A 23,156-nucleotide genomic window follows, 5' to 3' on the forward strand; every position below is an offset into this window, starting at 1 on the left:
CGATTTCTACTCTGGGGCAAGAGCGAAACAATAGGCGGGTCAATTGTTACCCATCGCAACGGCTCCACGAAGGAGCCAGGAGACACCTATGCTCACCTCCTTGATAGACGAAGGATTGATCTGCCTCGACATAGCGGCCAACGACAAACAGGGGCTCTTTGTCGAGCTGGCCGCCCGGCTCAAGGCCTGCGGCAAGATAGCCGATCAGGATCAGTTCGTGCGCGACCTCTGGGCGCGGGAAAACCTCGACAACACAGGGTTTGAACAGGGGGTCGCCCTGCCCCACGCCAAGAGCGAGACGGTGCTGCAGCCCGCCATCGTCATCGGCATCAGCCGCCAGGGAATAGACTACGGCGCCGAAGATGGGCAGCCCTCCAAGCTGTTCTTCATGATTGCCTCCCCGGCAGGGGGCGCCAATCACCATATCGAGGTGCTGGCCGAGCTCTCCACCAAGCTGCTGGAGCCCGGCTTTATCCCGCAGGTGCAAGCAGCCACCAGCAAGGCCGAGGTGCTCAAGCTGCTGGCGGCCCAGGCTCCTACCAGTGCGGCCGGCAACAAGCCAGCCCAGATCAGGGCGCCGCAACCCAGCGCACCCGAACCCCAGGATCGCAGCATCAAGGGCCAGCTCAACACCCTCAAGCAGCACCTGCTGTTTGGCACCTCCCACATGATCCCCTTCATCGTCGCGGGAGGCGTCTTGCTGTCGCTCTCGGTGATGATGAGCGGCAAGGGCGCCGTGCCCGAGGCGGGTGTGCTCAAGGACATGGCCGACATGGGCATCGCCGGGCTCACCCTCTTTACCGCCGTGCTCGGCGGCTACATCGCCTACTCAATGGCGGACAAGCCAGGCCTGGCACCCGGCATGATCGGCTCCTGGATAGCGGTGCAGCAATTCCACACAGGTTTTCTCGGCGCCATCCTGGTGGGCTTTATCGCCGGCCTCATCGTCAATCAGCTCAAACGCATCAAGCTACCGGACTCCATGAGTTCGCTCGGCTCCATCTTCATCTATCCGCTGATCGGCACCTTCCTGGTGTGCGGCATAGTGATGTGGGTGATAGGTGCGCCCATCGCCGCCATGATGGAGGGGATGAACCACTGGCTCTCCAGCATGGCGGGCTCCGGCAAGGTGATGCTGGGGGCCATCCTCGGCGGCATGACCGCCTTTGACATGGGCGGCCCGGTCAACAAGGTAGCGACCCTGTTCGCCCAGACCCAGGTCAACACCCAGCCCTGGCTGATGGGCGGGGTCGGTATCGCCATCTGCGTGCCACCGCTCGGCATGGCGCTGGCGACCCTGCTCTCCCCCCGTCGTTACAAGAAGGAAGAGCGTGAAGCGGGCAAGGCTGCCGCCATCATGGGCATGATAGGCATCAGCGAGGGGGCCATTCCCTTTGCCGCCGCCGATCCGGTGCGCGTCATCCCGGCCATAGTCGCAGGCGGCATAGTCGGCAACATCACCGGCTTCATGATGCACAGCATCAACCACGCCCCCTGGGGCGGCTGGATAGTGCTGCCTGTGGTGGAAGGCAAGATGGGCTACATCCTGGGCACAGTGCTCGGCGCCCTGACCACGGCCCTTATCGTCAACCTGCTGAAAAAACCGGTGACCGACGAGGAAGAGGTCACCACCCCGGATGGCGGTTATGAGGTCATCGAAGCGGAAGGTGAGGCAGACGTGCTCGCCATCACCGCCTGCCCCTCAGGGGTGGCCCACACCTTCCTCGCCGCCAAGAGCCTGCAAAAGGCGGCCGCCAAGGCAGGCATCAAGCTCAAAGTGGAGACACAAGGCGCCAACGGCATCATCAACCGCATCACCCCCAAAGACGTGGCCAACGCCCGCTGCGTCATCCTGGCCCATGACGTTGCCATCAAGCACAGGGAGCGCTTCAATAGTATCGAAATAATCGATGTCAAAACGAAGGATGCTATCCACAATCCAGATGGATTGCTGGCCCGCACCCTGGCTGGCAGCAGCAAGGTCGCCTGACGAGACCGGGTTTGCCGTTGCTAAACATAAGGGGCCGCCAGGCCCCTTTTTGCGGTGGCAGAAGATGAGTGCGCAAGCTCGCCTCCCCCCCAGCCCCCTTGCCAGCCCCATAAAAAATCCGGAGCCAGTGACTGGCTCCGGATGATTGTCCCTCACGGGCGGGCGGCATCGGCCATGTCACCCGTCCGTTCGCGGCGCGATCGGACGCTCGCGCCTGGTGCACAGCCGGATTAAGGGGTCGGCTTGACCAGGGTATCCAGCCCGTTCACCGTCAGGGTGCCTCTACCTCGGGTCATCTTGTGGAAGTTGGTGCCTTGCTGGGACGGGTTGTCTGTCCGGGTCAGCAGGGTGGCCCCGTTGTTGTAGTTCTGGATCTCGGTGGCGGTGAGCGGCCGATCAGACAGGATCAGCAGCAGGGTACGAAACGCCCTCTGCGAGGTGGCCGCGCTCGGCACCCTGGGCTTCTGGTCGGCCGGGATCAGGGCATAGGCATCGAGGCTGGCGGGATCCGTCATCTCGGAGGCGTCCATCAATCCCATCAGGTAGAGCTCGATGTCGGCGTAGTTGGCACTCACGTTGTTCAGCTGGCCGACGATACCGAGCCAGGGAGCCCAGTGCCCGGTAACGGGTGGCACCACCCAGTTCGCCCAGCGATGGGCCATCTCGTGCAGTATGGGGCCATAGGTCGAGGTCGACAGGTACTTCTTCTTGTAGAGGAAGAAGACCCCCTGCAGCTTGCCGTCCGAGTGAAACGCCGCCGTCTCATCAAACATACCCAGGCCTATGCCCGCCACATCGTTTCTGACGTGGGCATATTCACCTGTGGGCATGTCCGGGGGGACATCGTCGTTGTTCATCACCACAGTGATGAAGTCGAAGGCATCGCTGAACTGGTTGTAGACCTGTCCGGTCAGATCCTTCAGGGCACTCTGCCCCTCGAGGGAGTTGATGGAGGTCGTATTCCAGAATGCAAAGGCTTCCGGGCTCAGTTGCAACGAGGCCAACTGGTTTTGCCGTGGCTCGATGATGATGGGGGCCTCGGGGGCCGTTGGCATCACGCTCAGCCGGGCCGCCGTGCTGGTGACTCCCCCCAGGCTGGCGCTGATGAGTGCCACCCCCTCGCTCAGGCCGCTCGCCTCCCCCCGGCTGCCAGAGGCATTGCTGATGAGTGCGACGGCGGGCGCATCGGAGGACCAGAGGATGGCGTCGTCGTCCGTCACCTCCTGGTTGCTGCCATCGGAGAGGCTGGCCATGGCCTGATATTGCACCTTGTCTCCCACCATCACAGAGGCAGCCGCCGACGTTACCTCCAGGTTGGTCACCACGGCGGATGAGACGGTCACAGGGGCAGAGGCGGTGAAGGCAGTGCCATCCAGGGTGCCGCTCGCCATTATGGTGGCAGTTCCCACCGTCTGGCCCGTCACCAGCCCCTTGCTGCCCGCCTGGTTGCTGACGCTCGCTATCCCGGGTTGATTGCTTTGCCACTGAATGAGGGCGTTGTCGGTGACATCGAACGAGGTGCCATCGGTGAGATAAGCCGTGGCGACATATTGTGTTTGCAGGCCAGCCGCAATGGCGCTCCCCATGGACTGCACCTCAAGTCCGATGACGGCGGCCGAGCTCACCCTGAGCGGCTCGGTCGCCTCGAGGGAGACACCGTTGATCATGCCGCTCACCCCTATGGTGGTACTCCCCGGAGTCAGCCCGGTGACCAGCCCGGTCTCGCTGATGCTCGCCACCGCCGGATCGCTGCTGTGCCAGGTCAAGGCGTCATGCTCGGTCACCTCTATGGGATCACTGTCATCGGACAGGGTGGCGAAGGCGTGCAACTGCGCACTCAACCCCATGGGCAGCGGATCCTCGGGGGCATGGATGTCCAGCCCGGTGATCACCGCATCCGTCACCGTCAGCGGGGCCGACGCCTGGAAGGAGACGCCGTTGAGGGTGCCGCTGGCCTCAATGTTCGGCTCCCCGACCGCCACCCCGGTGGCGAGGCCCTTGTTGCCGGCCTCGTTGCTGACCAGGGCGCTACCCTCGTCACTGCTGCGCCACTGCAGACCTGCGGCCTTGGTCACGTCTCGCGACTGGCCGTCGGAGAAGGTGGCGATGGCCACGAAGGGCTGGTTCAATCCCACCGGCACCCTGGCCGTGGCCGGGGTCAGTTGCAGCTCTGTCACATAGGCATCGATCACCTCCACCCTGGCGGTGGCGCTATGAGACTCACCATTGACTGTGCCCGTGCTGGTCAGGGTGGCCGTGCCCGGGCCGACCCCCGTGGCGAGGCCCTGCTCATCCACCCTGACCACGGCGGTGTCGCTGCTGCTCCAGACAATGTCGGGATGCCCGGTCACATCCTGCACGGCGCCATCATCCCAGGTCGCCTGTACCTGGAACTGCTGCTCGACGCCGACGGGCACCCTGATCTCTTCCGGACTAATCCGCAACGAGGCGAGGGTGGGACCCTCCCCCGTTGCGCCCTCCTCGTCATCACTGCCACACCCCAGCAGCGCCAGCGCTGCCAATCCTGCTATCAACCACTTGCCCACTGCCATGCCCATTTCTCCCTAAACCATTCCCTTGCCCGGTGCGCTTAGCCTGCCGGGGCCGCCTGTCGCTGCGGTTGTTTGAACCTGACGGGGAGTAGAGCAAGGGGGTATTTTACCGTCCACCGAAAGCCACGGCGCAGACAGCCTGGGTTAAGAAAACCGCGATGAAACCCGGCAACCCGCCCCCAAGTCCCTGACCAGCCGCCCTTTATCCGTCGCCGAACCGCGGCATACGCCAAGGAGTGAGGCCCTTTCGGGCCCCTGTCATTGCCTGCCCGGAGTCATGGCGCCGGGCGCAGGCTGAGGGTCATGCCAAGGCTCATGCGATCCCCTCGGCCGAGCAGGCGCAAACCGGGGTGACCGGCCAGGTGGTGGGCATTGGCGGCGTGACTCTGGGGCTCCAGGCAGACGAAGCCGCTCCCCTCGTCGGGCTGATAGAGCATCAGGAAGGCGCACTCGCTTGAAACCAGCAGGCGCTGCTGGCGGGCAGGTTGGTCAATCTCCGCCTGACCGCGCCAGCCGCCGTAACAGTGGTTGAGCCACCCTTGTGGCCGCTGCCACTGGCGAAAATCGAGGTTTGACAGCAATTCGCTGCTCCAGCTAGTCGGCAGATGATCCGGCCCCTCCTGCCAGACGCCGCTCGCCAGAAAGCGAATGCGGGTCTTCTCGTCACGCCAGAAGAAGGGATGGAAACCCGCGCCGTAGAGGCAGGGCACCTCCCCCAGATGGGTCAAGCCGAGGCGCGCCACCAGGCTCGCCCCCTGCAGCCGATAGTCGATCTCCGCCAGATAGTGAAAAGGGCCATTCTGGCTGGTGAGCTGCAAGGTCATCGAGCTGTCGGTCAACGCTACCGGTTGCCATGGCTGTAGCCAGCCATCTCCATGCAAAAAGAAGTCGGGATCGCGCTCGCTTTCGGGCAACGAATAGTCCTCTCCCCACAGTTCGAACCGGTTGCCGGCCACCCGATTGGCCAGGGGCAACATGGGAAACAGGGCGCTCTGCCCGGGATGCCAGGGCTGCGCCGGGTCTGTGCTTCGCAGCAGCGGGCGCCCTTGGTCATCCTCCAGCCCCAGCAGGCAGGCCCCCAATGCAGAGACCCGCATCCGAAGATGCGGGTTACCCAATGTGTATACAGTCATACCGCCGTGCTCACCTTGGCCGGGGTCAGCTCGACCTTGCCCTGAGCCAGCTGGGCTTCCAGCGCTTCCAGGGTGATCCCCTTGGTCTCGGGCACCTTGCGATAGATGAAGATGAGGCCGGCGAAACAGATGAGGCCGTAGAGCAGGAAGCTGCCAGCGGCGCCCAGCCCGGCGTTAAGCAGCGGGAAGGTGTAGGTCAGCACGAAGCAGGCAATCCAGAGCGCCAGGGTGCCCGCCGACATCGCCAGCCCGCGCACCCGATTGGGGAAGATCTCGGAGAGCAGCACCCAGGTGACCGGCGCCAGGGTCAGGGCATAGATGGCGATGGCCGTCAGCACCAGCAGCAGCACCGGCAGTCCCAGCACGCCGCTGGCATAGGCCGCCGCCATCATGCCGTAGATGATGGTGAGACCGGCCGAGCCAATCAGCATCAGCTTGCGACGGCCGATCTTGTCCACCATGGGCAGCGCGATCAGGGTAAACAGCAGGTTGATGAGGCCGGTGGCGACGATGGATTTGAGGGTGCTGTTGATGTCAAAGCCGGCGGAGGCGAAGATCTCCTGCGCATAGTTGAAGATGACGTTGATGCCGCACCACTGCTGGAAGACCGCCAGCACAATGCCGATGATGAGGATGGGGCGCACCGAGGGTTTGCCCAGATCCGACAGCGACACCTTGTGGGTCTCACCCACCAGGGTCTGGCGGATCTCGGCCAGGGTCTGCTTGGCATAGGCATCGCCGCCAATCTTGCCGAGCATGCGGGAGGCCTTCTCATACTGACCATCTTTGGCCAACCAGCGCGGCGACTCCGGCACGAAGAACATCAGCACCAGAAACGCCAGGGCGGGCACCAGTTCGGCACCGAACATCCAGCGCCAGCCGGACTGGCCATTCCAGGTCGCCAGAATGTCGGCCTGGGTGGCGTTGCTCGCCACCGGATCGGCGATCATCAGGTTCACCAGCTGGGCCGCCAGCACCCCCAGGACTATGGTGAGCTGGTTGATTGCCACGAACTTGCCCCGCTTGTCGGCCGGGCTTATCTCGGCGATGTACATGGGGGAGAGCGCAGAGGCCAGACCTATCCCTATGCCGCCTATGATGCGATAGACCACGAACAGATCGAAGTTGCCGGCTGCGGCCGTGCCCCAGGCCGATATGGTGAAGAGGATGGCGGCCAGGATCAGCGGCTTCTTGCGACCGAAGCGATCGGCGGTCCAGCCGGAGATGGCGGCCCCCAGCACGCAGCCCACCAGCGCCGAGCTCATGGCCCAGCCGGACTGGGCCGGATCCGTGATGGCGAAGTAGGCCTCATAGAAGGGCTTGGCCCCGCCTATCACCACCCAGTCGTAGCCGAACAGCAGGCCACCGCAGGCGGCCACCAGGCAGATCATCCAGATGTAGCCCATATTGAGCCCACCCGTATCCAATTGATTTCGCGAACTTTTCATGACGCACTCTCTCTATCTTGTCGATTGTAGGGTACTGGGGCGCTTCGCCACGGTGCGAAGCGCCGGTTTTTGTTATGAGTGTTATGAGTTGAGTGAAAGATCACGGCAGATCAGGGCAAAGAGGTGCCCCTTGTCGTGGGCCGGGTTCAGGGTGAGCAGCTCTCGCAAGCTCTGTTCACAGCCATAGTGCTGACCCAGCCCCAAGAGGCCGAGCGCCCTGACCAGCAGGCAGTGCTGGCGGTGTTTGTGCTGGGGGTCGTCATCGAGCACGATGAGATCGGGCAGGGAGACGGCGAAGAAGTCCGCCTCGACCCGCTCGCCCATGGCCTGCTCGGCCCAGCCGACCATGCCTTCAAACAGACGCTGCGCCTCCGCAGCGCGGCCGAGACGCGCCAGCGCCATGCCCTGATAGAAGAGGTAATCCACCGGCTGATCGTTGTAGTAGCGGCTGGCCCCCAGCGACCCCTGACCGAGGCAGGCCTGTTGCAGGCACTGGGCCGCCAGACTCTGGTTGTCACAGGCGAGGTGGCAGAGCGCCAGCAGGTAGTGGATGTCGTTGTCGGTCTGCCCCACCAGACGCCCCTCCCCCAGATTGAGGGGGTAGTGCAGCGCCTGTTGCAGCAGCGGAATGGCCTGCTCATGGCGTCCTTGAGTCATCAGTGCCAGCGCCCGGCGCTGCTGGTTGATGAGGTACTGACCTGTCACCTTGCCCTCGCCCCCCTCCCAGGGATGGAATTCGCGCAGCCGCAAGATCTCGGCCGCTGCATCCAGCTGGCCGGTGATGTGATAGAGGCTGAGCAGTTCGGCAGTCAGATCGTCGCGCTTGAGGGCCACCTCACTGTGTGCCTCCAGCAGCGCCAACCGCTCGGCGGGGGCCATGGCGCCGCGCTTGTGCAGCTGATCCAGTTCGAACAAGAGGCGGGCATCATCCGGCTTCAAGGCGAAGGCGCGACTCAGGCACTGCTCGGCCGCCGCTAGATCGCCGCTCTTGTTGAAGTGATAGATGCCAAGGTTGCGCCAGGCAGGGGCAAACCCGGGCGCCTGCTCGCACACCTGCTGCCACAGGGCGATGGCCTGCGGGTAGCTGCGCTTGCTGTAGTGGAAGCAGCCCAGCAGATAGCGGGCAAACCAGCTGTGGGGCAGCTGTGCCAGCATGGCCACCTCCCCCAGGGTATTGGGGAAGCGCACCTTGCGGCCAAAGGCCTGCTCGGCCCGTTGCAGCAGGGCATACTGCGCCTCACCTTCCGGCAACAGACTGGCCTGGAACAGCAGCGGCAGGGTCTCTTCCACCGGCAGCAGCGAGAGCAGTTGCTGCGCCAGCTCGGGGCGACCCAGCGCCAGCAGGTCACTTGCGAGGAAACAGAGGTTCACCCCGCGCCCGTTGCACAGGGTGCGCAGCGCCTCGAGATCGGTCGGCTGCTCGCTCGCCAGCCAGCGCAGTAAGGCCAGCTGATAGTGGAGCGGATAACGGACTCGCTGCTCGTCTATGTAGGCGAGGGCCGCCTCCCGCTGACCGCATTCCAGCAGCGCCAGCCCCTTGAGGGCGATGGCACCATAATGGGTACCGTTGACCGCGAGACTCTTCTCGACAAAGGGCAACGCCTGCGATGGGTCGCGGCGCACCATGGCGATGCGGGCCAGCCCGAGGAAGCCGCCGTCGCGGCAATTGCCGCTCCAGGTCGCCTTGTAAAAGTCATCGAAGGCGGCATCGAACTGCCCCAACCGCTCCTCAATGTGGGCCCGCAGCAAGCTGGCCTTGCCACACTGGGGGTTCTTGTTGAGCCGATGGGCACGGGTCAGCGCCTGATTGACGTAGACCAGCGCCTGCTCATAGTTGGCGCGGTTGTACTCCAGGGTCGCCAGCGCCAGGTTGCAGCGATAGTCGCCACTGTCTAGCTCCAGCGCCCGCAGGTAGTAATCAAAGGGGGAGCGGCTGGCGTGCAGATACTGCTCAAGATGCTGGCCGATGAAGTAGAGCTCGTCGACCGAGTCGAGATTGACGGCAGGCTCAGGTGCCGTGGCCGGATCCGGCAGGGCCTCGCCCGCGGGCAAATGCTCGAGATAACTGAGGATCGACTGGCCCTGCTCATCCAGCAGCCGCACCTGCAAACGTCCCTCGCTGGTGATGGCCTGCGGCTCAAGCCAGGCCTGGCCCGGTTGCAACTCCAGCGTCTGGGTGAACAGCACGCCGCCCTCGTCACTCACCTCGAAGCGGGCGTGGCACAGCGGCGCGATCGCGTAGGCACCGCACAGCAGGCCGTCCTCGGTGCGCTCCAGCTTGATGGCGGCGCGGGTGTTGGCGTTTTGCAGGGTGCCCAGGGTGTTGTAGGGCAGGAAGTTCTGCACGAACACCTTCTCCTCCCCCGCATCCAGCCAGGTGAAGTCGGGCTGGTTGTCGGTGTAGACCCCTGTCATCAGCTCTATGTAGGGGCCGTTGTGGTCGGTCAGGTTGCGATCCCAGGCCAGACCGAAGTCACAGTTGCCCCAGCTCCACTGCTTCTTGCCAGGGGAGACGTGGTGATCCGCCACGTGCAGCAGGCCGCCCCGCTCGTCATGGCAGTAGGCACCGACGAAGTCGTAGTCGGACTTGTCCGCCATATAGGAGGTGGGCACTGGGATGTTGCGGTAACGGGAGATATCGACCCCGGCGGAGTAATCCACCTTGTAGTAGGTGCCGCGGGCGATGGGGAAGGCGCTGACGTCGCGCTTGCCGTGGTCATAGACGGCGGTGACATCGGGCGGGAAGACGCTCTGGTGGGCATCGCCCCCCTTCACCGCCGGATTGGACCACCAGAGGAAGTGACGCGGGGTGTCGTTGCCGTTGAACACCTTGCCGGTGATCTCGATGAGTGCCTTGTCCGGGTAGAGGGTAAAGCCCGCCATCACCTGCAGGCCGCGCATCGCCTCCACCTCGCCGAGCCAGACTGTCTTGGCGCCGCCCTCGTGCTCCTGGATGGTGAAGTCCACCGGCATAAAGGTGGTGGGCCTGTGGTGCTGGGGCCAGTTGAACTCGATGCCGCCGGAGATCCAGGGCCCCACCAGCCCCACCAGCGCCGGCTTGATCACCTCGTTGTAGTAGACAAAGTCCCGCTGCATCACCTTGTCGTAGGCGCGGTGGATGCGCCCGCCCAGCTCCGGCAGCAGCATCACCTTGATAAAGTCATTCTCCAGCCAGACCGCCTGATAGGACTTCATCTGCTTCTGGCCGGTGAGGGTGTCGATCACCCCATAGGGATAGACGGCCCCCGAGGAGCCCTGATAGACCCGCTTCTCGAGAAACATGGGGTTGGGATCTTCGGCACCGACCTCGTAGGTCGGCAGGGTGACGGCTTCTACCCAGACTCTTACATCAGCTCTCATCAATCTCGCCTCATTCAACATTTATTAGTAAACGTTTCGATGAGGCCAGTTTAAGATGGCGATGACAGCGTTTTTCGCTTAAAGATCACGCAATACAGTAAGCGGAGTTTAGTGAACTAATGATCGTCGGCCTGAACAACCAGAAGGTACGCCACCACAACAAGCAGGTGCTGCTGGCGCTGCTCTACCAGCTCAAGGAGGCGAGCAAGTCCACCCTGGCCCGCCACTGCGAGCTCTCCATCCCGGCGGTCAGCAAGATCCTCGACGAGCTGGTGGCCGATGGCGCCATCAGCCACAGCGAGCAAAACCTCTCCCTGCGCGGCATCAACGGCGGCAGCTACCGCATCGCCAGCGGCAAGGGGGCCATCCTCTGCCTCAACATCAGCCCCACCAGCCTGGAGAGCATACTGGTGGACAACCTGATCACCCCGCTGGATGAGTTCAGCGGCCAGAAGATAGCCCCGCAGACCCCGGAGGAGCTGCTGCGCCTGATTGAAGCCCACTACTACCAGCACAAGCGCCGCCACAGGGGGCTGGCGATCCGGCTGGCGCTGGCGGTGCACGGCCAGGTCAACCCGGCCACTGGGGTATCCCAGACCATGCCGCAGGCCCCCTGGCACGCGCCGGTCGAGCTCAAGTACCTGCTGGAGGAGCGCCTCGGCTGCGAGGTGATGGTGGACAACGACTGCATCATGCTGGCGCTGGCCCAGAAGTGGCAGGGCCGGGAGAGTGGCGGGGATTTTTGCGTCATCAACGTCGACTACGGCATCGGCTCCGCCTTTATCATCAACGGCCAGATCTACAGAGGCGCCCTCTTTGGCAGCGGCCAGATAGGCCACACCATCATCAACCCGGACGGCAGCGCCTGTGCCTGCGGCCGCTACGGCTGCCTGGAGACGGTCGCCTCGCTGTTTGCCATCAAGAAACGGGCCAGGGTCTTTCTCAAGCAGCAAGCCAGCGCCGACAACCCGGCGCCGGCGGGCGGGGAGCTCGACACGGCCCAGCTGCTCGCGCTCTACCATCAGGGGGATGCCATGATCCGCGCCCTGGTGGACGAGGGGGCCCGTGCCATTGGCCTGAGCCTCTACAACTTCCTCAATATCCTCAACATCAACCGCATCTGGCTCTATGGCCGCAGTTGCGACTTCGGCGAGCCCTGGCTGCAGACCATCGTCAGCCAGACCGGTGCCAACCCCTTCGACTGCAGCGATGCGGTCAATGCGACCCAGCTGCGCTTTGGCGAACTCAGCCGCCCCCAGCAGGTGATGGGCATCGGCTATCTCTATGTGGAGCGGGCATTGGCGCAGCGTGATGCGGCAGGCTTTAGCCAGTGAAAACGGGTCGCCCCTGCCCAGACAAAGAAAGGGTCTCCTTCACTCAGTGGACCAACACCACATGGGGGTAGGAGAGCCAAGTGGAGAGGAATATGATGAGCGCACCATCCAGAACGGGAGCCAGCGCATTGTGACAACCCAGCGTGAACAGCAAAAACAGAGTGCACAGCAGGAGCAGAGCGAAATCCATCGCTGCGACCAGTGCGGGGAGCGCACCCGCCATATAGTGGTGCTGGTGGCCCGCGACCACAGTCAGGACATCATGCCCAAAGACCCGCGCAAGGCCTTCTGGCAAGCCTTTCGTGCCAGCACCCTCACCAACTGGGCATTTGGCGAGACCCTGGCCTATCAGGCCACCCATGTGAAGCACCTGATTTGCGAGCGCTGCGGCGAGAAATTTCTCGAGTATTGAGCGCCTGCCGCGTCCAGCAAGGGGATAGGGTCAGCCTGCAGCTGCACAAATAAGCCTGGCTCGCTCACCTGTTTGTCGATCCCCCACGTTGTCGATCCCCGACCGGTTTCTCGCCGCGTGCCGTTTTGCCCCCTCCGCCATCAGTTACCATGCCCCACTTTGCAACCTTGCTTCGGAGGGATCGCACCATGCAACCAACCCCTCCCGTCAGATCACCGATTAACCGCAGCAGACTGGAAGCTGTCGTCACTGGTGGTAGCGTGGTTTTTAGGTTGGAGCAGAGCGTAGCTAAGCCCGACAGGCGAGCATTATTGCGCCAGCCAGAGCGGAATAAAGGTGGATGCAAGAGATTGGCACACCAGAATTAACGATACATTTCGCGGTAAACCTTGGCTTCACTTCGTTCAGCACCAGCCCAATATTTTTAGCCCAGGATACGAGATGAGCCATATATCCAACGAGACGGCAATCGAAACGACGGCTCCTTGCTCATGAAGTGCTTCCTGATCGCACAAACCGGGCTGAACCTCCTTTATTCAGTGCTCTACTGTCCTTCACCATCATTTGGCGTTACAATATTATGCTGCATTTCTCTTAGAAACAGGTTGGTTAAATCTTGAACCGTTCCATCCATATCTCCCCGCTGGCGATAAACTGCGATTGTAATATTTGGGAGTGCAGGGAGCTGGGTCAATCTCTGGCTATGCTTTGGGGGTGTTTGAGAAAATAATGCGACGACGCCCAGCCCAGCCTCTGTAGCAGCCTGTAAAGCTGCAAGGCTACTGCTCTCAAATACTATATGCCAAGGAATACCTTCTCTATTCAATGCCTCTAATATACGATTACGCCATGAGCAAGGTTGACTGAAAATGACTAAAGGTAATGATTCACCTTGATGTTCGAACCCATGCGCTGCAAACCAATAGAGTGGAAAACTGAATTCCTGAATGGGTGCTGGCGCATTGGCAATCGGCATGCTGACCAACACATCCAACTCACCACGTTCAAACGCAGCAAATAGTGACTGCTTGTTCGCAACCTCAACCCGCAAGCTTAATCCAGGATGCACACAAGCAAAGTCTGCTAGTACGCGGGTAAAGTGATTACTCACAAGATCTTCAACCAAACCAATACTGCAATGCAGCTTACCTTGTGATGCAGGCTTTAGACTCAGTTGATCGGTCAGACTCAAAATACGTTCTGCATAAGGTAATAACGCCTCCCCCTCAGTACTTAAACGTATTCCTCTGTTGGAGCGAAGCAGCAATGCATGGCCTAGTTGCTGCTCTAAACGCTGAATTTGCTGGCTAAGCGCTGGCTGTGTTTTCCCTTGCAATATTGCGGCCCGGTTAATGCTGCCACATCGTACAACACTCACGAAAGAGCGCAGCAGTGCGGTATCAAAGTCATTTGTCATAAAGGAATCTTATAGCTGCCATTCATTTTTGCAGTCTACCTATGAACTGTGGCATCCGCTAGACTGAGCATGCTTTTATTTTTTAGCTGGAGTTCACGATGTATGTTTTAGCTGTCATTCTTGCGATCGCAGGTTCGGTCGTATACCACCTTTCGATTAAATTTGTACCTAGTGGTGTCAATCCATTTTTATCTCTGTCCTTGAGTTATGGCATCGCCCTTTTATTATGTTTACCTGGCATTTATTTTTATGACGGTAGTCGCAGCTTCCAAATATTAAACTGGAGTGTTGCGGGCGTGGCGCTGGGAATTTTGGGGATTGAGCTTGGATTCTTGTTGCTATATCGAGCCGGTGGTCATTTAGGAATATCTTCATTCCTGACCAATGCGGCAGGTACACTCTTGCTTTTACCTATTGGACTCTTGTTTTTTCGAGAAGCCTTTTCAGTCACTCGATTGCTGGGCATGGGTGTCGCCCTCTGCGGTCTATGGATGATGATGCCACGTAAATAATAAAGCCCATAGGTTCGACTAGCAAAGCTGATTCAGGTATTGGCGTATCTTGGATATTGAATTTTCGAACGCCACAGCAACCTTCAGCGGAGTAGGTGGATGCTTAATTTAACGGCACCTCATGTTCATTTAGAAATGGCAAACTGAAAAGCATCCAAATTAAAGCATGTCCTTACTTGCGCCAATAGAGCTAACTGAATTATACAAGAATGAATCTATACAGACGTCCCCCAATAACTAAACCAGATTGCTTGTGAAATTCATATCCAGCCTGGCCATTGCGGCGCCACTCGGCTTGACCCCGGAACTTATCCGGCAGGATTTTCATATGGATTTACTTTAGCGGGCGGTGGGACGCCTTTATCAGATCGCGATCGGTGTCGCGGCCGTTATGGTGGGAATTGGCTGGCTAATACAGCGCCACCACGCCAGATAACAGTTCAGTAGGGTGCAATAAGCGCAGCGCATTGCACCTCTACCTTTCTGCCACCACACAAGCGGTGCAATTCACTTCGTTCATTGCATCCTACGGCGCTGGGCGGTGCTATGGCTGCCCCCACAAATCCCGCTCGCCAAGCCCATTTCTCCAGTTTGCACTCCCCCAAGCTCCCCTGATGACAGCCATTTATGTGCGTTGTCTCACATCTAGCCCCATCATAAACCCTCACAAATTTACAGAATAAGCTTCTCTCTCCCGTCCAGACTGGTAGGGCCACAGCAATATAGCCGCAAGAAAATGCCCGCTAACGACATGATTTTATATGTAAAAACCAATTGAATTCGCTACTGCTGCCCAATTCCTCGCTTTGAGATCCCGCTCACACTCGGGATTTTACCGCACAAAAATCCAGTCATTCGCACATTTGTCCGATAGGGTTGCTTGCGCCCCGACGCGATAATAGTCGTGTCAATTTTGTCTGCATGCCGTGTGCACGGCATGCCAACAGGCTCCATCAAGGGAGCAGGGAGAACGCCATGATCACCACCCTTATCAACGAGCAACTGATCGCGCTCGATTTAAAGGCCAGCCGCAAGGAGGAGGTCTTCAGCGAGATGACCCGCTTGCTGGTCGCCCAAGGCAAAGTCAGCGACGAGCAGCAGTTCATCAAGGACTTGTGGGCCCGGGAAGAGCTGGACAACACCGGCTTCGAGGAAGGCGTAGCCCTGCCCCACGCCAAGAGCGCGGCGGTGAGCACTCCGGCGGTGGCCATCGGCATCAGCCGCAGCGGCATCGATTACGGCGCCGAGGATGGCAAGCCCTCTCGGCTGTTCTTCATGATTGCCTCCCCGGCGGGCGGCGCCAACCACCATATCGAGGTGCTGGCCGAGCTCTCCGCCAAGCTGATCGAAGAGGGCTTTATCGACGCCCTGCTGGCGGCCAAGAGCCCCGCCGCCGCGCTGGCACTCTTGCTTGAGAAGAGAGAGGAGCAAGCCGCCCCCGCCGCCGACAAGGGCCTCATCATAGGTGTCACCGGCTGCCCGGCCGGCATAGCCCACACCTATCTGGCGGCGGAATCCCTGGAGCGTGCCGCCAAGGAATTGGGTTACGAGGTGAAGGTGGAGACCAATGGCTCCATCGGCGTCAAGAACAGCCCGACCGCGGCCGAGATTGCCCGCGCCAGCGCCATAGTCGTGGCCTGTGACAAGCAGGTGGACATGGCCCGCTTCAACGGCAAGCCGCTCATCAAGACCGGGGTGAAAGCCCCCATCAAGGATGGCAAGGGACTGATCGAGCAGGCCCTCAAGGCCCCCGCCTATGTGGCGGACAAGGATGAGCGCAAGAGCGAGGAGAAGAGTTCGGGCGGCAGTTCCGACCTCTACCGTTACCTGATGAACGGCGTCTCCCATATGATCCCCTTCGTGGTGACCGGGGGCCTGCTTATCGCCCTGGCGCTCGCCATCGGCGGGGATCCGACCCCGAGCGGCATGCAGATCCCGGCAGGGAGCATGTGGAACCAGATCCTCAACGTGGGCGTGGCCGCCTTCACCCTGATGATCCCCATACTGGCGGGCTATATCGCCTACGCCATCGGTGATCGCCCCGCCCTGGCGCCGGGCTTTATCGGCGGCTGGATCGCCAACAACGGCAGCTTCTACGGCGCCGACGCCGGGACCGGCTTTATCGGTGCCATCATCGCAGGCCTGCTGGTCGGTTATCTGGTGCGCTGGATAGCGACCCGCCACTACCACAAGATGGTGCAGCCGCTGGTGCCTATCCTGATCGCCCCCATCGTCGGGTCGCTCTTTATCGCTGCCGTCTTCATCTTCATCATAGGTGCGCCCATCGCCGACATGATGACGGGTCTGAACGCCATGCTGCTCTCCATGAGCGGCGGCAGCCTGGTGCTGCTGGGCATAGTGCTCGGGGGCATGGCTGGCTTCGACATGGGTGGCCCGGTCAACAAGGTGGCCTTCCTGTTCTCGGTCGGCATGATTGCCTCGGGCCAGACCCAGTTCATGGGCGCCATGGCCTGCGCCATACCGGCGGCGCCGCTCGGCATGTCGCTCGCCACAGTGCTCGGTCGCAAGCTGGGCATCTTCGATGCCTCCGAAATCGAGGCGGGCAAGGCCGCCGGTGCCATGGGCCTGGTGGGGATCTCCGAGGGAGCCATTCCGTTCGCCGCCCGTGACCCGCTCGCCGTCATTCCCGCCAACGTGCTGGGCAGCATGACAGCCGCCGTGATGGCCTTCCTGTTTGGCATCACCAACAGCGTCGCCCACGGTGGCCCCATCGTCGCCCTGCTGGGTGCGGTCAACAAGCCGCTGCTGGCGCTGCTCTGCATGATCTGTGGCGCCATCGTCACCGGCGTGGTGGCGGTTGCCCTGAAAAAACTGCGGGTGAAGAAAACCGACCAGGTGGAACTGGCCAAGGCGGCCTGAACCTTGTCCACCACAGGCACTTGAGATGACAGTAGGCCACCCCCGGGTGGCCTCCTTGTTTTTTGCGCGCTCGCCCCCTTTTTGCGAGCCTGACGGCGCCTGCCCCTGCGGCGGCGCACCCATCCAGGCTCTCGGGCTCTTGAACAAACTCTGTGATCCCCTTCACGCTTCACGGCCACAAGCCGCCAAACTAGGAAATTTTCCTAATCCCCCTAGGCATGGCTCTCACGCCATCCACAGCCCGCCTCTTTACAGTCGACCTACCTGATGTAGTTACCCGGCACGCCATGGTGCGTTCGGGCATGGGTTCAATCGACAGGGGAGCGCTCTGCAGTTCGCCCTCTTCCTGTCGCCCTTCCCGTGGCGTGACCTCCCATAACAGATTGAACGAGTTCAATACACAAATGAGGAACGCGGCGGGAATAGCGTCTATCTCGCAGAGGATGAACGAAGATGTTTAAACTGCTCGAACAGGTCCGGATCCCCACCCTGGACCTGCCGGTCGAAGCCCGGCGCAAGCTCTGGTTCAAGCCATTCATGCAATCTTATCTGGTTGTATTCATTGGCTATCTGACCATGTATCTGATCCGCAAGAACTTCAACATCGCCCAGAACGACATGATCCAGGAGTACGGTCTCTCCATGACCGAGCTTGGTATGATAGGCCTCGGCTTCTCCATCACCTACGGGGTGGGCAAGACGGTCGTCTCCTACTATGCCGACGGCAAGAACACCAAGCAGTTCCTGCCGCTGATGCTGATCCTCTCCGCCCTCTGCATGCTGGGCTTCAGTGCCAGCATGGGGGGCACGGGTTTTAGCCTCTACTTCATGATCTTCTTCTATGCCCTGAGCGGCTTCTTCCAGAGCTGTGGTGGCTCTTGCAGTTACTCCACCATCACCAAGTGGACTCCCCGCAACAAGCGCGGCACCTACCTCGGCATGTGGAACCTCTCCCACAACGTGGGCGGCGCCGGGGCGGCCGGTGTGGCGCTGTTCGGTGCCAACTACCTGTTCGATGGCAACGTGCTCGGCATGTTTATCTTCCCGTCCGTCATCGCCCTCATCGTCGGCTTTATCGGCCTGCGTTTTGGCAGCGACTCGCCGGAAGCCTATGGTCTGGGCAAGGTAGAGGAGCTGTTTGACGAAGTCGCGAGCGAAGAGGACATAGCCACCGAAGAGCAGAAGTTGACCAAGGGTCAGATCTTCGTGAAGTACGTGCTGATGAACAAGGTGATCTGGCTGCTCTGCTTTGCCAACATCTTCCTCTACGTGGTGCGCATCGGCATCGACCAGTGGTCCACCGTCTACGCCCACCAGGAGCTCGGCTTCTCCAAGGAAGTCGCCATCCAGGGCTTCACCTTCTTCGAAGTGGGCGCCCTGGTCGGCACCCTGATGTGGGGTTATCTCTCGGATCTGGCCAACGGTCGCCGTGGTCTGGTGGCCTGTGTGGCACTGGCGCTGATTATCGCCACTCTGGGTCTCTACCAGCATGCCACCACCCAGTTCATGTTCCTGGGCTCTCTGTTCCTGCTGGGCTTCCTGGTGTTTGGTCCGCAACTGCTGATCGGCGTGGCCGCCGTGGGCTTCGTGCCCAAGCAGGGGATCAGCGTGGCCGATGGGGTCAAGGGCACCTTCGCCTACCTCATCGGTGACAGCTTCGCCAAGCTGGGTCTGGGCATGATCGCCGACGGCACCCCCATCTTCGGCCTGACCGGCTGGACTGGTACCTTCGCGGCGCTGGACATGGCCGCCGCCGCTTGCCTGGTGCTAATGGCCTGCGTGGCCGTGGCCGAGGAGCGCAAGATACGCCGCATCAAGCGGGAACTGAAAGCCGCCGAGCTGGCCACCCAGTCCGCCTGATAACAGCAACACATTTCACTCCGTAGTGTGCATTCGGCCCGCCTTTCTGGCGGGCCGTTTTTTCATGCAAAGCGCCAAGCGCCTGCCAATGACCCCATCTCTGCTCACCCCTTGCGCAGCCAAGGCCTGTGGGCGCGGCCAAGATCCCACTTTCACCCCTCACCTTTGGCAAACCCGCGCGCTTGGCGCTATCTTGTGGCCCCATCCCCACTTGCCTAGAGAGCCCATGAAGATCCTCGCCGTCACCGCCTGCCCCACCGGCATCGCCCACACCTACATGGCCGCAGAGGCGCTGCAAACCGCCGCCGACAAGCTGGGACTGAAAATCAAGGTGGAGACCCAGGGCGCCATGGGACTGGAGAACGTGCTGACCGCCCGGGACATCGCCAGCGCGGATCTGGTGCTCATCGCCTCCGACATCGAGATAGAGCAGAAGGAGCGCTTCCTCGGCTGCACAGTGCGCCAGGTATCCCTGGAGTCCGTGCTGCTGGACGCCGCCGCCGTGCTCAAAGCCGCCACCCCCGGCGCCTGAATGCTCCGCCGCGAGCTCACCTTCTGCTGCCACCAGGGCTTGACCATCACCCAGGCCAAGCAGCTCTGTCGACTGGCCGGGCTGTTCAAATCCCAGATCCTCTTCATCAACATCAGCCGTCGCCAGCGGGCAGAGGCGAGCAGCCAGCTCGCCCTGCTCACCCTGGCTACCCAGCCCGGGGATCTCTGCCAGCTGCTCATCGAAGGGCTGGATGCGGAGCTCGCCCACATGGCCTTCACCTGCTGGTGCGTGGAGCTGGGCCAGCCGCTGGGGCGCCCCGCCACCTCGGCCCGGGCCGAGCAGCGTCTCGCCGCCGCCCTGCCCGACTACGGCTTTTCCCTCGCCCAGCTCGGCCACAGCTCGGCGCCCCTCGACAAGGCGCTGGCGTTGCAGGTCCTGGTGGATCTGCTGCCAGGGGAGCGGGTGCGTGACAGAGCCGCGCTGGAGCAGGCCATAGCAGCGCGGGAACAACTCGCCGCCACCATCATCCGGCCCGGCCTTGCCATGCCCCATGTGATCTGCCCCGCCATCACCAAACCCGCCCTCTCGCTGCTTGGCTGCGATGAGCCCATCGACTGGGGATCGGCGCTCGGGCCTGTGCAGACCATCATATTGCTGGCCATTCCGGCCGGACTGGCCCCCGAGCAGTTGCGCCCCCTCACCCGGCTGGCCCGCGCCCTGATGGACGAGGTGGTCAGCACGGCGCTGCTGCACGCAAGCTCGGCCCCCGCCCGTCAGGCCATCGTCATCGACAGCCTGCTGAGCTGAGAGGCACTGCAAGGGCAGATCGCTCGGCTCATCGCCCCCAGGGCGAGCCCGTCCCCGATGACCCACGACAGGCGCCTCCGTGATACACTCCGGCATCCCCTGTTTTTGGTATGCATGCGATGAAACCTGCCCGTCCCCGCCTCTCCCTCTCCGGCCGCACCAGCGCCGCTGGCCGCCCCACACAGGATGAGGCCCACAAGCCCGGCCTTGCCCGCTCACGGGCCGGTACCCGGCAGGCGGGCGACGCCAGAGTGGCGGGGCAAAAACCAGAGGTGGCACCGGCAGATCGCAAGCTCTTGCTGCTGAACAAGCCCTATATGGTGCTCTGCCAGTTCACCGACGAGGCGGGGCGCGAAACCCTCAAGGATTACATCAAAGAGCCCGGCATCTATGCCGCAGGGCGGCTCGACCGCGACAGCGAGGGGCTCTTGCTGCTCACCAACGACGGCAAGCTGCAGGCGCGCCTCACCCAGCCGGGGGAGAAGACCCCCAAGACCTACTGGGTGCAGGTGGAAGGCATACCGAACGAAGAGAAACTGGCCGCTCTGCGCGCCGGGGTCGAGCTCAACGACGGCATGACACTGCCCGCCGGGGCGCGGATTATGGACGAACCCGAGCTGTGGCCGCGCAACCCGCCCATACGGATGCGCAAGGAGATCCCCACCAGCTGGCTCGAGATAAAAATTGTGGAGGGGCGCAATCGTCAGGTGAGGCGCATGACGGCCCATATAGGCCACCCCACATTGCGCCTCATCCGCTACGCCATCGGCGACTGGACCTTGGGTAACTGGCAAGAAGACGGTCTGGCACCCGGCCAGAGCCACAGCCTGCCCGCCCCCGAGCTGGCACCGGCCAGGCGCCAGCCGTCATCACCCCGAGCGAGTGGCAGCGCAGCCAAACCGGCAGGCGAAGCCCCGCGCCGGGCGAGCCAGCCCCAGCATCGGGACAAGCCGCGCGGCACGGGCAAACCCGGATCACCCACGGCGGGCGAGAACAAACCCCGCAGCAGCGGCCGGGGCACGGCCCGCCGACCCGCCCGTCATCCCGGCGACAAGGAGTCATCATGATCGAACACCCGCCCCTGCAGAGTCGCCTGACGGTGGCCGCCCTGGTGCACTGGCAGGGTCGCTTCCTGCTGGTGGAAGAGGAGATCAAGGGGCAGCGCCGCTTCAACCAGCCCGCCGGCCACGTGGAGCCGGGCGAGAACCTGATCGAGGCGGCCTGCCGCGAACTGAAAGAGGAGACTGGGCTGACTGCCGCACCCAGCGCCTGGCTCGGGGTCTATCTCTACAAACCGGCGGACAGCGAGGCCACCTTCGTGCGCACCGCCGTCATCTTCGACCTTGAAAAGGCGCCGGGTCAGCACCATCCAGAGGATCCCGACGGCGATGTGCTGGCCTGCCACTGGCTCACCCTGGCGGAGATAGCCGAGTGCAAACCGGCCCTGCGCAGCCCCCTGGTGTGGCAGTGCATCCAGGATTATCTGGGGGGCACTCGCCTGCCCCTGTCGGCGCTCAAGGCCTTTATCTGAGAACCTGCCTACGATCTTGCTGCGAGGCCGTGATCAAGGCTCATGTGCTGCTCGCTTGTTTGTAATCAGGAAAGCTCATGTGTATTTACACACTCCGGTTCCTGCGCTGCTCTTTACCGAGCTTCCGACCTCTCGTGACAGCTCCTGAACAGGCCATTTAGGATCATTTGGCACCATTTATTTCATCATGGTGCCGACAAACAGAAAAACGATTTCCCGTCGCCGGGCTCCCGAGGGGAACGGCGGCAGGGAGATGTGACCGGGGGCGCAAAACTCTGGTAGAATACGCCCCGTTTAAACGAACTGGTAACTTCGACTAATGACAGACAACAGCCAAATCAAGGTGATCGTCGGCATGTCCGGCGGCGTGGATTCTTCCGTCTCGGCCTACCTGCTCCAGCAGCAGGGTTATCAGGTCGAAGGCTTGTTCATGAAGAACTGGGAAGAAGACGACACGGACGAGTACTGCTCCGCCTCCCAGGATTTGGCTGATGCCAAGGCCGTCTGCGACAAGCTGGGCATGAAGCTGCACACCATCAACTTCGCCGCCGAGTACTGGGACAACGTGTTCGAGCACTTCCTGGAAGAGTACAAGGCGGGGCGCACCCCGAACCCGGATATCCTGTGCAACAAGGAGATCAAGTTCAAGGCGTTCCTCGAGTTTGCCGCCGAAGAGCTGGGTGCCACCTACATCGCCACCGGCCACTATGTGCGCCGTGACGACAGCACTGGCCGCCCGCGCCTGCTGCGCGGTCTCGACAACAACAAGGATCAGAGCTACTTCCTCTACACCCTGAGCGAAGCCCAGGTGGGTCAGAGCCTGTTCCCGGTCGGGGATCTGGAGAAGCCGGAGGTGCGCCGCATCGCCGAGCAGCTCGAGCTCATCACCGCCAAGAAGAAGGACTCCACCGGTATCTGCTTTATCGGTGAGCGCAAGTTCAAGGACTTCCTGGCCAAGTTCCTGCCCGCCCAGCCCGGCCCCATCGAAACCGTGGATGGCAAGGTCATTGGCGAGCACCAGGGCCTGATGTATCACACCCTGGGCCAGCGCAAGGGGCTCGGCATCGGCGGCATGAAGGATGCGACCGAAGAGGCCTGGTACGTGGTGGACAAAGAGGTGGAGCGCAACACGCTAGTGGTGGCGCAAGGGGAGCATCCCCGCCTCTACTCCGATGGCCTGATCGCGAGCCAATTGCACTGGGTGGATCGCACCCCGATCCGGGCGCCGCTTCGCTGCACCGTCAAGACCCGTTACCGCCAGCAGGACATCCCCTGCCTCATCCAGCCCATCGACGACGAGACCATCAGGGTCATCTTCGACGAGAAACAGGCTGCGGTGACCCCGGGTCAGTCCGCCGTCTTCTATGACGGGGAAGTCTGCCTGGGCGGCGGCATCATAGAACAGCGTTTCAGCCATCCGGTTTGAA

General features: G+C 61.7%; 16 protein-coding genes. 11 read left to right on the plus strand and 5 right to left on the minus strand.

Annotation, left to right across the window (positions count from 1 at the left end):
* Positions 1 to 88 precede the first annotated feature (88 nt).
* Positions 89 to 1,990 (plus strand): PTS fructose transporter subunit EIIC, encoded by a 1,902-nt coding sequence (locus G4923_RS02265; RefSeq protein WP_163135367.1) that lies wholly within the window; start codon positions 89 to 91, stop codon positions 1,988 to 1,990.
* Positions 1,991 to 2,220: 230 nt separating this feature from the next.
* On the opposite strand, the gene G4923_RS02270 is transcribed toward G4923_RS02265, so the two are convergent.
* From G4923_RS02270 to G4923_RS02285, 4 genes are all read right to left on the minus strand, one after another.
* Positions 2,221 to 4,542, minus strand: coding sequence for an Ig-like domain-containing protein (locus G4923_RS02270; protein WP_163135368.1), 2,322 nt, complete (start codon positions 4,540 to 4,542; stop codon positions 2,221 to 2,223).
* Between the two features lie 275 nt (positions 4,543 to 4,817).
* Positions 4,818 to 5,675, minus strand: a complete 858-nt coding sequence (locus G4923_RS02275) for an aldose 1-epimerase (RefSeq protein ID WP_163135369.1) — start codon at positions 5,673 to 5,675, stop codon at positions 4,818 to 4,820.
* Positions 5,672 to 7,123 (minus strand): sugar porter family MFS transporter, encoded by a 1,452-nt coding sequence (locus tag G4923_RS02280; RefSeq protein ID WP_163135370.1) that lies wholly within the window; start codon positions 7,121 to 7,123, stop codon positions 5,672 to 5,674. The genes G4923_RS02275 and G4923_RS02280 overlap by 4 nt, the downstream gene beginning before the upstream one ends.
* An 81-nt stretch (positions 7,124 to 7,204) precedes the next feature.
* Entirely contained in the window at positions 7,205 to 10,483 is a 3,279-nt protein-coding gene (locus G4923_RS02285; RefSeq protein WP_163135371.1) for a DUF5107 domain-containing protein, read from the minus strand.
* A 119-nt stretch (positions 10,484 to 10,602) separates the two neighbouring features.
* Between G4923_RS02285 and G4923_RS02290 the strand changes: the two genes are divergently transcribed.
* Both G4923_RS02290 and G4923_RS02295 read left to right on the plus strand, forming a co-directional pair.
* Positions 10,603 to 11,817, plus strand: a complete 1,215-nt coding sequence (locus tag G4923_RS02290; protein WP_163135372.1) for an ROK family transcriptional regulator — start codon at positions 10,603 to 10,605, stop codon at positions 11,815 to 11,817.
* Positions 11,818 to 11,947: 130 nt separating this feature from the next.
* The gene (locus tag G4923_RS02295; protein WP_163135373.1) at positions 11,948 to 12,229 is read left to right on the plus strand and encodes a hypothetical protein; all 282 of its coding nucleotides are present in this window, start codon (positions 11,948 to 11,950) and stop codon (positions 12,227 to 12,229) included.
* A gap of 544 nt (positions 12,230 to 12,773) precedes the next feature.
* Here the strand turns inward: G4923_RS02295 and G4923_RS02300 are convergent.
* On the minus strand, positions 12,774 to 13,646 hold the full coding sequence (locus tag G4923_RS02300) for a LysR substrate-binding domain-containing protein (protein ID WP_163135374.1): 873 nt from the start codon (positions 13,644 to 13,646) through the stop codon (positions 12,774 to 12,776).
* A gap of 98 nt (positions 13,647 to 13,744) precedes the next feature.
* On the opposite strand from G4923_RS02300, the gene G4923_RS02305 reads away from it, so the two are divergent.
* The 8 genes from G4923_RS02305 (at position 13,745) to mnmA (ending at position 23,155) form a co-directional block, all read left to right on the plus strand.
* Positions 13,745 to 14,158, plus strand: coding sequence for a hypothetical protein (locus G4923_RS02305; RefSeq protein WP_080741044.1), 414 nt, complete (start codon positions 13,745 to 13,747; stop codon positions 14,156 to 14,158).
* A gap of 975 nt (positions 14,159 to 15,133) precedes the next feature.
* Positions 15,134 to 17,038: a fructose-specific PTS transporter subunit EIIC gene (locus G4923_RS02315; RefSeq protein ID WP_163135375.1), complete on the plus strand. Its 1,905-nt coding sequence runs from the start codon at positions 15,134 to 15,136 to the stop codon at positions 17,036 to 17,038.
* Positions 17,039 to 17,491: 453 nt separating this feature from the next.
* Entirely contained in the window at positions 17,492 to 18,898 is a 1,407-nt protein-coding gene (gene uhpT / locus G4923_RS02320; RefSeq protein WP_163135376.1) for a hexose-6-phosphate:phosphate antiporter, read from the plus strand.
* Between the two features lie 226 nt (positions 18,899 to 19,124).
* Positions 19,125 to 19,430: a PTS fructose transporter subunit IIB gene (locus tag G4923_RS02325; protein WP_106886241.1), complete on the plus strand. Its 306-nt coding sequence runs from the start codon at positions 19,125 to 19,127 to the stop codon at positions 19,428 to 19,430.
* Complete coding sequence (locus G4923_RS02330; RefSeq protein WP_163135377.1) at positions 19,431 to 20,198, plus strand: PTS sugar transporter subunit IIA; 768 nt, start codon at positions 19,431 to 19,433, stop codon at positions 20,196 to 20,198.
* 119 nt (positions 20,199 to 20,317) lie between these two features.
* The gene (locus tag G4923_RS02335; protein WP_163135378.1) at positions 20,318 to 21,265 is read left to right on the plus strand and encodes a pseudouridine synthase; all 948 of its coding nucleotides are present in this window, start codon (positions 20,318 to 20,320) and stop codon (positions 21,263 to 21,265) included.
* The gene (locus tag G4923_RS02340; RefSeq protein ID WP_163135379.1) at positions 21,262 to 21,729 is read left to right on the plus strand and encodes an NUDIX hydrolase; all 468 of its coding nucleotides are present in this window, start codon (positions 21,262 to 21,264) and stop codon (positions 21,727 to 21,729) included. The genes G4923_RS02335 and G4923_RS02340 overlap by 4 nt, the downstream gene beginning before the upstream one ends.
* 319 nt (positions 21,730 to 22,048) lie before the next feature.
* Positions 22,049 to 23,155 carry a tRNA 2-thiouridine(34) synthase MnmA gene (gene mnmA / locus G4923_RS02345; RefSeq protein ID WP_106886237.1) on the plus strand — a complete coding sequence of 369 codons (1,107 nt, stop codon included), beginning with the start codon at positions 22,049 to 22,051 and terminating at the stop codon, positions 23,153 to 23,155.
* Position 23,156 lies beyond the last annotated feature (1 nt).

The organism is Aeromonas rivipollensis, assembly GCF_010974825.1.
Lineage (GTDB): Bacteria > Pseudomonadota > Gammaproteobacteria > Enterobacterales > Aeromonadaceae > Aeromonas > Aeromonas rivipollensis.